This window comes from Leucothrix arctica (assembly GCF_003172895.1).
Lineage (GTDB): Bacteria > Pseudomonadota > Gammaproteobacteria > Thiotrichales > Thiotrichaceae > Leucothrix > Leucothrix arctica.
The window spans coordinates 1-12,874 of the sequence record NZ_QGKL01000033.1 but is presented as its reverse complement, the minus strand read 5'-3'; the positions used below and the strand labels follow the sequence as shown (position 1 = coordinate 12,874).

Genomic DNA, 12,874 nt, shown 5'->3' with positions numbered 1-12,874 from the left:
TACTAGGTAAAGCTTGCTAATGTAGGGAAACTCCCGAGGAATTGCAAAAACAATCGTTTTTCGCAGGTGCTATTTTACTACTGAACCACCACTCTGAATTTGAAACTAAATGAGCTTGCTGCGCCAGCCGTTAAAGGTTGGAACTGTCCAGTTGTTGGCGCACTGACATGAGTGACGCTAGTGTCTACACCGTCGCCGCCAGCACTTGTTGAACTGCTGTAGGTGCTACCGTTATTGGTAGAGTAAACGACTGTACCCAAGCTTAGACCGCTGGAAGGCGAGCCGTCGACAAAGTAGGGCGGTATACAATAACCACTGTTTGCTACACAAATTTTAGTTCCTGTCGGAATCATGTCTGTAATACGAATGGTATTACTGTCCGCAGGCGCAGGGCCACTGTTGCTTGCAGTAATCGTATATTCAAGCACGCTACCTGGAATTGCCTTCGGGTTACTTGCGCCGTTAAATGGGTCGTATATTGTTAATACGGATTTTTCTAGCGCGAGTATCGGCGCAAAGTTGTTATCTTGACCTTGGCTATTAATGAAAGCAGAAGCGTCATGGTCAAAGGTAATGATGTAACCTGGGCAAGCACTCGCATCACCGCTTGTTGTATGTTCCCAGCAAACACTCGTGTCAGTGTCAGTACCATTTAATGTCAAACTAATTGATTGGCCAGCTGCCGTACCATCAAGTCTTGCACCATCTACAGCATTCCAGCTAACGGTTACACCAGCTTCACTAGTGGGAACAGGGTCAATACTGCCACCGGAACCATAGGCGACATAGTCAACAGGGACACCATTGATGATGCCAGAGTTTAATGACTGAAGGTCGGTTACGTCCAATATTGAGGGCTTAAATAGCACGACATCATCAGCCGTGTTGGCAAGTACTGCGGTGCTACCGTTGGAGTAAATGTGATGTACATTGCCAATCGTGTTGTCAGAACCCGTCCCAAAATGAAGAATGACATAATCACCCGCTGCGACAGTTAGTTCGGGTAATAAAACGTTTTGTGACACCCCATCTTGACCGCTAACAACATAGTTCTCAATAGAGCCACTGGTTGTTGCATAAAGCTCGACGAATTCTTGTAAGCCTGTGCCTGCGCTATAAAGTACTTCATTGATGATTAAGTTGGCACGAGGACTAGTGTGATTAATAGGCTTTATCGCCCAGTAAGCCATTTGCTCGCTAGTGTGCCTACGGCTGGTATCACCTGTGACTGTATCTTCCTCAACCGCCAAGTTTAAGTCTTGAGAAACGGGATTACTGCCATATAAAACAGCCCAACCACCATTTCCGCCATCTTCTGCAGTCTGTGATGCGGTTGCTAAAGTGTATTCTCTGCCTAAGTCATAAATATAGGTGTCAGGGGAGTTACCTACTCCGAAGATGGTATCTGCGCCAAGAGCAATTTTGACATTGGCACTTTCCATAAAGTACTCAGCTTCTTCAGCAATGATATAGCCTAAGTCTTCTGCAAATGGCGTGGCAGGTACGACTTGCCCAGTGTGCTTCCCCACACAAACGGCCGCATCGGTTGGAGGTGTTGATCTGCTTGAGCAGTTAGTGGACCAAAATACTGAAAAGTGATCATTGTTATAAGTCATTACCTGACCAATAACGACAGGTTGGTCATAGGTCAACACTTTACTGGCTGTGACATTTTCCATTATGGCAAGGCTCCAGTTACTCCCATAGTTAGTGTTAGCGGATGAGACTTTATGTGCTTCGTACTTTATAGGGTAAGTGTAAGAGCCTTCTTCTGAGATCGTGCAGTAAACATCACTCGCGGTAACCGCAGTAGACATAATCGGTTTTTGGACTTTAACTTGAAACCCAGAGCCGGCTGCTTGAACACGAACAACAGCATCGCTGTCACTAGACGACGGGAGGTTGTAGGTACAGGCAATAATGGGCGTGGAATAGCTATTATCTAAAGGTACTGTTTTCCAGCTAGAGCCTACGGTCGATACTTTCACCATTTCTAGGTAAGGCGTAATCGCAGCCGCGCCTGCCATTTGAGTAGCAAGTGTGGTGATGAGTAGTAGGAAAAACCGTATTATCATTATTATTTTATATATTAGGTGTTTATGCAATCGTAAATGGGGGGAGCTTTCTGACTGATTAATACCTGACTACCGTCTGACGGGGTGTTGCTTCATAAGCTGTGCAATACTTTATGGGAATAGATTGACACCCCGCAAACACCTCTCATATAGTCCCTGCTTTGATCGGTGCTGACAGAGGGAAACTTTGTGTCAGTTAAATGGGAAGATGGTGCGCCAATACGCTTGCGTATGAGCAACGCCAACACTGCCCCCGCAACGGTAATTGCGTGCTTAGATTGATAAGCCCAAGAGTCCGATACCAGCCAATCAAGCGAGCAGACAGGTGTTGCGGAGGGCCACACCGTGCGATTACTCAAGTATTCGCAACCCCCTCTAATTTCACCTTCTTGATTTATTTATTCGATTAATTCGGATAAGACAAGGAGACTAAGTATGACGTTACGACCAATATTTGCAGCGAGTGCAGTCGCACTGCTGTGTATTCAAACTGCCCACGCACATTTTCAGATGTTGCAAGTTGACGGCTATATCCGTTCAAAAGGCGGCCCAATCACCTTAAGTATGCCTTTTACTCACCCGTCTCATGGCGGCCCTGTGATGGATATCGCTGCGCCTAAGTTATTGACTGTGACGCATAAAGGTAAAACTAAAGACCTTACCTCCGAGCTCACTGCATTAAATTGGAAAGGCACGAAGGGCACGGCAACGGCTTATAAAGCGGAGACCAAACTTCGTGGTATCGGCGATTACGTGTTTAACCTAACACCAGCGCCTTACTTTGAAGCGAGTGAAGATAGCTATATTCAGCAGTTTACTAAAACGATTATCAATGTCGGAGGTTTACCCACTGACTGGGACAAGCCAAGTAATGCTGTTGCAGAGATTATTCCAGACTCTCAACCTTATGGTGTTTATGCGGGTGGTTTGTTTACGGGTGTTGTGATGGCAAATGGTCATCCTAAAGCTGGGGTTGATGTCGAAGTAGAGTATTTGAATCATGCAGTTAATACCGCTGCTGATGGGTTTGAAGAAAAAGCGTTTGTTGAATACCCTTTTGAAAATTTAAGCATAGTGACTTTGAAAACAGATGAAAACGGTCGTTTCTTCTTTGGACTTCCTCATGCAGGCTACTGGGGGTTTGCAGCCTTAGGAGTTGGGGAGGAAAAAGTACATAAGAGCAAGTTGTTATCGCAAGATGCAGTGCTTTGGATACAAGCTCACCAACTGAAAAAACTGAGGTAAGTTATGCATATTGTTGATGGTGCATTGTCTGACTCCGTTGTTATTGGTGGAGCTGTCGCAGCCTTAGCGGGGATTGCCTACGGTATTAAACGTATGGATCTCGATCGTATTCCACAAATGGGTATGTTGAGTGCCACGTTTTTTATCGCGTCACTCATTCACGTACCTGTCGGGCCAACTAGTTTGCATTTGATTTTGAATGGCTTGATTGGTTTAGCGTTAGGTTGGACCGCATTTCCAGCATTGTTTATCGCTTTGTTATTACAAGCGGTGTTCTTTGGTTATGGCGGGATAGTTGTGTTGGGTGTTAATACGTTAAATATCGCACTGCCTGCGGTAGTGATGGGGCTTAGTTTTAGGCATTGGATACAAACGAGTCAACCGAAACAAGCCGCTATATTAGGCGGTATTGTGGGTGCGGGCTCTGTTGTGTTAACCGCTATTATGGTGGCGGGGTCGTTGGCGCTGACGGGCGATGGTTTTATAGTGGCTGCTAAGTTATCGCTGATCAGTCATTTGCCTGTTATGGTTGTTGAAGCTTTGGTAACGGCCGCGGCTGTTCACTTATTAGTGCGTGTGAAGCCAGACTTTTTTAGCGCAACGAGGCAGTCATAATGAGACACATCATGTTGTTTTGTTTATTGTCAGTCGGCTTTATGACTTCTGCCTTGGCGCATAATGTTGTGTCGGGGGTCTATGCAGATGGTTTATTGATCGAAGGTGAAATAGGCTTTTCTAATGGCGATATGGCGCCAGCAGGTTTGGTCGTTGAAGTGTTTGATGAATCAGGTAGTGCCTTAGGTAAAACACAGACAAAAGCTGAAGGTATATTCTTATTTGAAGCGAGTAGTGCACAAAAGCATGTGTTTAAGGTGGATTTAGGCGCAGGGCATATTGCAGAAATGGTGTTAGATGCTAATGAGTTATCAGCAGATGCAGCCAATGTGACAGCGGTTGAGTCTATAAGTACTTCGCTACCAACTGCCACTCAAAGCAATACTGTGTCGAATGACACCATTGGTAGTATTTCGACTGAGCAATTCCAACGCCTCATTCGTAACGCGGTTGCTCAACAAGTACGTCCACTGCAAAAAGAAATACGTGCTTACAAAGAGAAAGTGTTTTTCCGTGATATTACGGGTGGTTTAGGGTTTATCTTTGGTTTGTTTGGCGTTGCTGCTTGGATGGCTTCGCGTCGTAAAGAGACTAATCCCTAATGCCTCAGTTTTTAGAGCACAGTATGACCGCATGGAAAGGTCAGCGTATCGAACATAAGCCGAGCTTGGTCGATAGTTTTGACCCTCGTGCACGCATACTGATGGCGGTAATATTTGCCCTGCTAGTTGTGTTTAGCAAAAATCTGTTACTTCCATTTATCGGTTTGATTATCGCATTTGTGTTTGCTTGTCTCGCGTCACTTCACCTTAAACGTACCTTCAGACGTGTCATTGCGATGGATTTATTTGTCGCAATGATGATTATCATGCTGCCATTTACCGTGACAGGTGATGAGTTATTTAACGTGTTTGGGCTTAGTGCTAGCAAAGAAGGTTTCATGCTTGCAATAGCGATTGCGCTCAAAGCCAATGCTGTTGTATTGACCATGCTCGCACTCGTAGGAACCATGGAAGCAAGTACTTTGGGTCATGCGCTGGGGCGTTTAAAAGTCCCTGAAAAGCTGGTTCATTTACTGTTATTCACCGTTCGTTACTTGGATGTTATTAGTCGAGAATACCGACGTATGCGCAAAGCGATGCGTGCGAGGGCGTTTGTTCCAAAAACAAATGTGCATACACTTCGTTCCATAGGTTACCTTGTGGGCATGTTATTGGTACGTAGTTTGGAGCGTTCGGAGCGTATTTATGACGCCATGAAATGCCGTGGCTATTGTGGCAAGTTGTACTTGTTCGATACAATGGCTTGGCAACAGCGAGATACAGGATTGATTATCCTAGCTGTGTTATTCGCCATTTTTTCCATTGCTTCGGGAGCGTATACGGTATGACTGAGTTAATTCGTACAGAGCAATTAAGTTATAGCTACCCTGTTCGAGGCGTTGTGCTGGACTCGGTTGATATGAGTTTGCATGCCGGTGAACGCGTGTCACTTGAAGGGAGTAATGGTGCGGGCAAAACTACCTTTTTAAACTTGCTGGTTGGTTTGAATAAACCAAAATCAGGCAGAGTGTTTGCCTTTGGAAAAGAACGAAAGATCGAAGCTGACTTTATTGAAGTGCGTTCAAAAGCAGGCTTTCTGTTTCAAGATCCTGACGATCAATTGTTTTGTCCAACCGTGTTAGAAGACGTGGCGTTTGGCCCACTAAATCAAGGCAAAAGCTTTGATGAAGCTAAAGCAATTTCCATAGGTGTTTTAGATTGTTTGGGTATGGCTGGTTTTGAAAATCGTGTTACCCATCAGTTATCGGGTGGTGAAAAGCGCATGGTGACATTGGCTTCGGTATTAGCGATGAAACCTGATGTTCTGTTGTTGGATGAACCATCCAATGCTTTAGATAAACAAGCCCGATTACGTTTAATTGAAGTACTAAGTACATTGCCACAAGCGATGATCATTATCTCGCACGAGCCAAGTTTTCTTGATGCTTTAGTGACTCGACGCACCCGTCTGCAGGGTGGCAAGATACTCGATGTCTAAGCATCATTCTCATGATGCTCTGGTGTTATCACCGTTTGAAAATACAACGTTCATGCGCTTATTTTCCGCGCAAATTACGTCACTGGTGGGTAGTGGGTTTACTCAAGTTGCGTTAGCGCTACTGGCATTTGATCTCATGGGGCTGCAGGCAGCCGTTATCTTGGGTTTTGTTTGGTCGTCGCGAGTCCTCGCATCGGTTATATTTGCTCCAATCTTTGGCGGTTTAGTTCATCGTTTACCTCGTAAAGCATGGTTGATAGGTTTAGACCTGAGTCGAGCAATTGTCGTTTTCAGTTTGTTTTGGGTGACAGATGTTTGGCTGCTATGCGCGCTAATCTTCTCCATTAATATTTTATCAGCAGGTTTTACCCCCGTTTTTCAGGCGATACTTCCCGATGTGTTTGAAGGTGAAGCACAGTACACCCGAGCATTAGGCTATTCGCGTATTGCTTATGAGTTGGAGCGTATTTTAAGCCCTGCATTGGCGGGTGCCGCTTTACTGCTTTTAAGTTATAACTACCTGTTTCTATTCAATGCATTGAGCTTTGTTGTGTCTGCAATAATATTAGCCATGACTCCGTTTCCTATTACTGTGGTTGGTGAACGCTTGGGGGGTATATGGCACAACATAAGTTACGGGGTAAATGCTTATTTGCGTACACCTCGTTTGCAAGGTCTACTTGCGTTGCAGTTAGTCGTTGCCGCAACTGGTGCACTCGTGATTATTAATACAGTGGCATATGTTCAAGGTGACTTAGGTTTAACAGAGCAAGCCACTGTTTGGGTGATGGCTGCATCAGGCGTTGGTGCAATGTTATCTGCCCGATTAACGCCGTGGTTATTAGAAAACCACATTAACGACCGCCCCTTGGTATTGCTAGCGGCGGTATTAATGATATTACCTCTGATACCGCTATGCTTTACTAAGCCAGATGTTATTATCTTGGCGATATTATGGGCGATTATCGGGTTTGCTTCATCGATAATATTGACGACATCGGGCCGCTTGATCACACGTTCGTGTCACAAAGCAGATCGCAGCGCATTTTTCTCTGCTAATTTTGCGTTGTCACATTTGATGTGGCTGTTGTGTTACCCGCTTGCAGGTTGGTTGGGGACTTATGGCTTGAGTGCTGCAGCATTAGGATTTACAGTAGTCGGCGTTTTAGGGCTAGGGCTTGCTGTGTGGCGTTGGCCTGCGGATGATGTTGAAAACCTAAAGCACCACCACCCCGAATTGGATCATCTTCATCCGCATTATCACGATGAGCATCATCAGCACCATCATCAAGGTTGGGAAGGCAAAGAGCCGCACGTCCATCCACATTATCACCCCGAAATTCAACACAGCCACCGGTTTGTTATTGACGAACATCATAGTCAGTGGCCAAGACATTAAGTCTTAAAGGAGTGTTATGACATTTGAAAATATGGAAATAAAAAACTATACCAGTGACATGGCGCGACAAGTCACTGATGTGTTTTATGAGTCAGTTCATGGTATTGATTCATCTATTTATAGTGATGCTCAAAAGAATGCCTGGGCGCAGCTACCGCGACAATATGACTCGTGGGTGATGCGTCTAATGTTTAAGCAGCCTTATGTTGCGATGGTGGGCGAGCAGATGGTGGGTTTTATCGAGTTAGACCCAGGTGGTCATATCGATTGTATGTACACGCTTCCTGATTTTCAACGCCAAGGTATTGGGAGCGCTTTGTATGAACACCTTTTAGAAGAGGCTGTGAAAAAGAGAATGAAGCGTTTATATGTTGAGGCTTCCTTTGTCGCAAGGCCATTCTTTGAAGGTAAAGGTTTCAACCTAGTTGAAGAAAATAAAGTGGAAAGGGAAGGGGAGATTATTACCAACTTCACAATGGAGCGTCATCTGCAAGAGTTGTAGTCGTGACTCATTCACAGCAATCTATAGACAAGCGCGCATTATATGCCGTAGCAGTGCAGTTTTTTATCAACGGCATGATTGCGTCATCTTATATTCCTCGTTTGCCAGAAATTCGTGATTTACTCAATGTCGATCTTGGAACGATTGGGCAGGTTCTAACTGTGGCAAGTTTAGGTGGGCTGTTGGGAAGTTGGCTTGCAGCTAAGGTAATTAACAGAGTTGGCACCAAAAAATCTATGATTTTTGGGTCAATTTCCGTTATTTGTATTCTCCCACTAGTTGCACAGGCTTCCTCTGTTTGGATGCTGTTCACCGTGCTCGCGTTAATTATGATGTTAGATCCCATTGTCGATGTGGCGATGAATATTCAAGGGTCCAATATCAGTGCTCGGCGCTCAAGTCCTGTTATGAATCGCTTGCACGGTTTGTGGAGTGTCGGCTCTGTGGTGGGTGGGCTAATTGCATCCGTGATGGCGGCACTCACAATTTCGTTGCAATGGCACTTGTTACTTACCTCCATCATTATGTCTTTGTCACTGTTATATATAGGAAAGGGGCTTCTAAATTCAGATGAGGTTATTGTAGATAATCCAGAAGCGGGTGCTTCTGCAATAAGGAAGATACGGGTACCGATAAGCTTATGGGTATTTGCCATGTTGGGTGGTGCTGTTTTTGTGCCGGAATTAATTGGAAGCGATTGGTCTCCTTTTCGCATGACCGATGATCTCAATATGAGCGCAGGCATAGCAGGTCTTGCTTATGTTGCTTTCACTGTAGGAATGGTGATTGGACGTTTATCAGGAGATTGGGTTGCAGTTCGCATCAATAAACGAAGGCAGCTTAAATATGCAGTTATTACTGCATTTATTGGTCTTAGTGTTGCCTGCTTGATTGATAGTGTACCGCTAGTATTTATCGGACTAACTATTTCAGGTATAGGCATATCAGTATTATTTCCAACGCTTTACGATATTGCTGCGCAAGATCCTAAAAATGCAGGCGCTGCGCTAGGTGCAGTCACAGCAGGGTCGCGGGTGTTCTCTCTTGTGATACCTATCAGTATTGGTTTTTTAGCGGATACTAGTTGGCTGTCAGTCGGTGTGGTAATGGCAGTGTTCGCACTAAGTAGCTTGTTGGTTGTCGCATATTTAGCTGCACGAAACTATAAGTAATGATGAGTGCTTATTAGCGGTATTTTTTGTGTAAAATAATGTTAAAGGAGTAACATCTCCTGCTCATTTTAAGTCAGTGAATTCCATGGAACCTATAGCTCCAAATCAAATTAGCCAGAGATCACTTTACTCACGGTTATCATTATTCTATTTCTTTTATTATGGTGCATTGGGTGTGTTTGTACCCTATTGGACTGTTTATCTAAAGGAAGAGGGTGGCTTTAGCTCGGCTGAGATTGGGGAGTTGATGGCCGTGTTCATGCTGACCAAAATGATCTCGCCCTTTATTTGGGGGTGGCTGACAGACCTAAATGGTAGCCGGGTACGAATGATTCGTCTTGCCTGTTTGTTAACTATCCCACTGTTTGCGACGGTTTACTTCAGTAGTGGTTACTGGAGCATGTTTATGGCAATTTTCATGTTTAGTTTCTTCTGGAATGCCAGTATGCCTCAGTTTGAGGCGCTGACGCTAAACCACTTAGGCGCACAGTCTAGTCGTTACAGCCAAATACGTTTGTGGGGGTCTATCGGTTTTGTAGTGCTAACGCTATTAGTACCAATGCTGATTGAAGCAAGTGATGAAAGCCGTGTGGTCGATGCCATGCTGGTTACATTTGTATTACTTTGGTTTGTGGCATGGTTGGTTCCTGATAAAGCACAGGTGGTTAAAGAAGAAAGTGAAAGAAGCTTGTGGAGTGTAGTAAAGAAGCCAGTGGTTTGGGTTTTCTTGTTAGCTTGCATGTTACAAACCGCGAGTCACGGGACCTATTACACTTTTTTCAGTATCTATTTAGATGATCACGGGTATTCTCGCTTATTCACTGGGTGGATGTGGGCGCTAGGTGTTGCCGCAGAGGTTGTGCTATTTATATTCTTACACAGGATCATTCCAGTCTTTGGGGTCTCTAGGTTATTTATTATTGCTCTGTTTTTGACGGTCATACGCTGGGTCTTACTAGGAGCAATGGTTGACTCGATGATTGCACTGGTTATAAGTCAGCTGCTTCATGCCGTAACTTTCGGGTTATTTCATGTGACAGCAATTCAGTTAATACACCATCACTTTACTGGTCGACTGCAAGGTCGAGGGCAAGCTTTATATGCTGGCTTAAATGCTGGTTTAGGTGGCGCAATAGGAGGTTTATTGAGTGGGTATGCTTGGGATGATCTCGGTAATGAAAATACGTTTTACATCAGTGCTGCAATGTCCACAGTAGCAGGAGTGCTATCGTGGATATACGTCCGAGAGGCTGTTGAAAAGGCTTAAGAGAATTGAGGTTTACTTATTATTATCACGTTCGTGAGCACGTAAGTAAACCTTCTTTGAAACGAGCCCATAAGCAGCACCTGCTACTAAGTATGCTAATACATACATAGCAATTTGATTGGTAGTAAGCTGGTCTTTGGCAATCTTTGGTGCAACAGTAAAGCAGAACAATCCAATACTGAAGAGAAAGCCTAGTTTTAACCAGTAGCTCGTTTTAAGTTTCTTTTGATGATCAGCTGACATTGTTTACTTAGTCTTGGTCAAACAGTTGGATAGCGTAACCCGTCTTAAGTGTTTCTTTTACTTGTGGGTTCTTCTCACTAAACTGTTTTACCTTGCTACGCTCAAGTTGGCGGCGCTTATCAATTGAGATATCAAAGAAACCTTCTTTAGTAACATAGTAACGTGCCAAGTACTCTGCACCCGTTAAGTCTGCGAAGTCGATATAAACAATGAATGGTGCCGTTGCGCCTTTCTCAAAGCCGTCGATATCTTTTTTAGTTTTAGCAGTAACGGAAAATATATACATTATTTAGCTCGACAATAGATTGGTGAGGTATCTTACATAGCCAAGGTGTAAGGGGCAACCAAGTGAGTTCGATAGTATCCTATTGGGCTTAAATACTGTACTAAATCACCTTAACGGAGTATTCCAGCACAACTTTATCTAAGCCGTAAGCGGGTAAAGCCTCGAGTGTTGTTTTAATAATGCGCTGTCCGTTTGATTTTTTTTCAATTATAGAGCCAAGGTTCTGCTGGTTCGACAGTTTACGAAACGTTGTATGTAGTTCTGTGAATTCTGGAATTAGTGCAGAAACTTCCACATCATGAGCGACACGTTCACCTACATTTTCAACCTCAATACGGTAAGTAATGCAGTCACCAGAGATAATGGTGTTCGCCTTTTCCAAAGCATTAGAGCAGTGTTTGCCGGTCAACTGGGTCATTTTAACTTTAATTTCAGTATGTTCTGCAGCTTGTACGGATGTTCCGAGGCTTGCAACTAGGCAAAGAGCTGAAGGGTTGAGTCCTTTCATGATGAAATCCGTATTAAGTTAGTGTTCATGATAGGTATCATGCGCTTTGTCTTTATTAGGCTATAGCATGAGCTGGATTAGCTGCTTGAATCGGCGGTCAAGAGGTGAATTATGGTTATTGGTAATTTCTGCGGACTTAGTTATTCTAGAAATAATTGAAAGTGGATGGTGTATTGCCTGTGTTAATGTTCTTATTAATAAGGTTGAAGTTTGTTAAATGCTTGTTTTTTAATAGACTAATATTGTCATTAATTCTGTATTGAACAGTACGGTAGAGTGTTGCTAGGAGTAGTCGGTATGAGCTTTTTACATGAAACAGAAGTCAGTTGCCCATATTGCGGTGAGTCTTTGGATGTATTGCTAGATCCTCAAGATATTGATCAGCAGTATATTGAAGATTGTCAGGTTTGCTGTCGCCCTATTAACTTTTTGGTGTCAGGGGATGAAGAGAATGGGCTGTCAGTGCAAGTTCATGGTGAAAATGAGATGTAATAACCTTGCTTAGTACTCAGTAGCAATAACCACAGGTTGCTAAACTGTGAACAGCAGAAGCCAATGGCAATTTATAGTAAGGAGTAGTCATGGTTACATGGCCAGCAATTATCAAATACGCAGGTGATCACGAGTTGGTCTATGTTGCAGACGCAGGGGAGTGGGATGCAAGTGTAGAACTAGATGGTTACCATTTCAATTCAGATGATCAGCTAATTGACTCCTCGGGGGCGATATTTGATTTGAGTAATACTGTCACTCTTGGTCAAAAATCTTCAGAAAAGGAGATGGGCTTGGATGAGGTAACCGAACTTGTTAGGCATCATGCCTCAGAGCTTGGTAATTGTTGCATCTCTAAACTTATATTTCCCTCAATCGCTGAGGCTGTTAGAGGTGTCGCTTTTATTAAGGATGAACATTGAGATATACGCATCAGTTTTAGTAGTTCCTTTATGTCATGTGTAGAAGTGTGCTTAGTCTAACTTATATATAGCTGGCTTTGATTAACAATGGATTGTGTCTTCTTGAAGCTGATGGTTTGTTAAGTACGATTTGGTATCTCTGAGTGATGGTGGCTTTAGTTGGACGCTTTGGGTATGTGGCAATAACTTATGGCTAGTAACGGCATAGGTATCATCAAACTTAATTGGAGAAACCTTCTTAAGTTGAGAGCCTTTCGATAAATTAGGGAAGTTTGTAGTTAGGTGTGGCTAGGTAATTAAGGTCTAGTTTTAGTTCTAAAATATACGGCTCGGAATTAAATTAACAAAAGGTTCATAAAGGGGTTGACGGGTGCTCAGATCTGTCTATAATGCGCCGCTCTTGAGACGGAAGTTGTTCAGTTGAACTGCATCTTAAGTAGTTGAAAGGTCTTGGTTTTTCCTCGATTGATCATGAGTATTAGGTCGGTGTTTTGTTGTTCGGTTCGGTTGAGTGTTTAATCGAATTAAAGTTCAAAAAAACGTTGACAAGATCTGAGGCTTATATATAATTCGCCTCCTTCCTGCGGTAGAGATCGCAGGCGCTACAT

15 protein-coding genes and 1 riboswitch are annotated in these 12,874 nt (G+C 43.7%); of the genes, 11 read left to right on the top strand and 4 right to left on the bottom strand.

Annotated features, from left to right (window positions below; all coding sequences use genetic code 11):
- Window positions 1–77: 77 nt before the first annotated feature.
- Window positions 78–2,075 carry a lipoprotein TP_1001-related protein gene (locus tag DKT75_RS12125; RefSeq protein WP_109823704.1) on the bottom strand — a complete coding sequence of 666 codons (1,998 nt, stop codon included), beginning with the start codon at window positions 2,073–2,075 and terminating at the stop codon, window positions 78–80.
- A 149-nt stretch (window positions 2,076–2,224) separates the two neighbouring features.
- Window positions 2,225–2,399: riboswitch (cobalamin riboswitch) on the top strand.
- A 111-nt stretch (window positions 2,400–2,510) separates the two neighbouring features.
- Here DKT75_RS12125 and DKT75_RS12120 point away from each other — a divergent pair.
- The 9 genes from DKT75_RS12120 (at window position 2,511) to DKT75_RS12080 (ending at window position 10,315) form a co-directional block, all read left to right on the top strand.
- The gene (locus DKT75_RS12120; protein ID WP_109823703.1) at window positions 2,511–3,320 is read left to right on the top strand and encodes a DUF4198 domain-containing protein; all 810 of its coding nucleotides are present in this window, start codon (window positions 2,511–2,513) and stop codon (window positions 3,318–3,320) included.
- Window positions 3,321–3,323: 3 nt separating this feature from the next.
- Window positions 3,324–3,935: a cobalt transporter CbiM gene (gene cbiM / locus DKT75_RS12115; protein WP_109823702.1), complete on the top strand. Its 612-nt coding sequence runs from the start codon at window positions 3,324–3,326 to the stop codon at window positions 3,933–3,935.
- Window positions 3,935–4,537 (top strand): cobalt ABC transporter permease, encoded by a 603-nt coding sequence (locus tag DKT75_RS12110; protein ID WP_109823701.1) that lies wholly within the window; start codon window positions 3,935–3,937, stop codon window positions 4,535–4,537. The genes cbiM and DKT75_RS12110 overlap by 1 nt, the downstream gene beginning before the upstream one ends.
- Complete coding sequence (cbiQ, locus tag DKT75_RS12105) at window positions 4,537–5,325, top strand: cobalt ECF transporter T component CbiQ (RefSeq protein WP_109823700.1); 789 nt, start codon at window positions 4,537–4,539, stop codon at window positions 5,323–5,325. Before DKT75_RS12110 ends, cbiQ begins: the two co-directional genes overlap by 1 nt.
- Window positions 5,322–5,975, top strand: coding sequence for an energy-coupling factor ABC transporter ATP-binding protein (locus tag DKT75_RS12100; RefSeq protein ID WP_109823699.1), 654 nt, complete (start codon window positions 5,322–5,324; stop codon window positions 5,973–5,975). Before cbiQ ends, DKT75_RS12100 begins: the two co-directional genes overlap by 4 nt.
- Complete coding sequence (locus DKT75_RS12095; RefSeq protein ID WP_109823698.1) at window positions 5,968–7,374, top strand: MFS transporter; 1,407 nt, start codon at window positions 5,968–5,970, stop codon at window positions 7,372–7,374. The genes DKT75_RS12100 and DKT75_RS12095 overlap by 8 nt, the downstream gene beginning before the upstream one ends.
- A 16-nt stretch (window positions 7,375–7,390) precedes the next feature.
- Window positions 7,391–7,876, top strand: coding sequence for a GNAT family N-acetyltransferase (locus tag DKT75_RS12090; RefSeq protein ID WP_211665404.1), 486 nt, complete (start codon window positions 7,391–7,393; stop codon window positions 7,874–7,876).
- Window positions 7,877–7,878: 2 nt separating this feature from the next.
- Window positions 7,879–9,048 carry an MFS transporter gene (locus DKT75_RS12085; protein WP_109823697.1) on the top strand — a complete coding sequence of 390 codons (1,170 nt, stop codon included), beginning with the start codon at window positions 7,879–7,881 and terminating at the stop codon, window positions 9,046–9,048.
- 85 nt (window positions 9,049–9,133) lie between these two features.
- Window positions 9,134–10,315, top strand: coding sequence for an MFS transporter (locus tag DKT75_RS12080; RefSeq protein WP_109823696.1), 1,182 nt, complete (start codon window positions 9,134–9,136; stop codon window positions 10,313–10,315).
- A 12-nt stretch (window positions 10,316–10,327) separates the two neighbouring features.
- Here the strand turns inward: DKT75_RS12080 and DKT75_RS12075 are convergent, their stop codons facing one another.
- The 3 genes from DKT75_RS12075 to DKT75_RS12065 form a co-directional block, all read right to left on the bottom strand.
- Window positions 10,328–10,558, bottom strand: a complete 231-nt coding sequence (locus tag DKT75_RS12075; protein WP_109823695.1) for a hypothetical protein — start codon at window positions 10,556–10,558, stop codon at window positions 10,328–10,330.
- Between the two features lie 7 nt (window positions 10,559–10,565).
- The gene (locus tag DKT75_RS12070; RefSeq protein ID WP_109823694.1) at window positions 10,566–10,844 is read right to left on the bottom strand and encodes a hypothetical protein; all 279 of its coding nucleotides are present in this window, start codon (window positions 10,842–10,844) and stop codon (window positions 10,566–10,568) included.
- A gap of 100 nt (window positions 10,845–10,944) precedes the next feature.
- A complete protein-coding gene (locus DKT75_RS12065) occupies window positions 10,945–11,352 on the bottom strand; it encodes a hypothetical protein (protein WP_109823693.1) in 408 nt (135 codons plus the stop codon).
- 297 nt (window positions 11,353–11,649) lie between these two features.
- On the opposite strand from DKT75_RS12065, the gene DKT75_RS12060 reads away from it, so the two are divergent.
- Window positions 11,650–11,844 (top strand): CPXCG motif-containing cysteine-rich protein, encoded by a 195-nt coding sequence (locus tag DKT75_RS12060; RefSeq protein WP_109823692.1) that lies wholly within the window; start codon window positions 11,650–11,652, stop codon window positions 11,842–11,844.
- Window positions 11,845–11,933: 89 nt separating this feature from the next.
- Window positions 11,934–12,266, top strand: a complete 333-nt coding sequence (locus DKT75_RS12055) for a DUF4144 family protein (RefSeq protein ID WP_109823691.1) — start codon at window positions 11,934–11,936, stop codon at window positions 12,264–12,266.
- Window positions 12,267–12,874 lie beyond the last annotated feature (608 nt).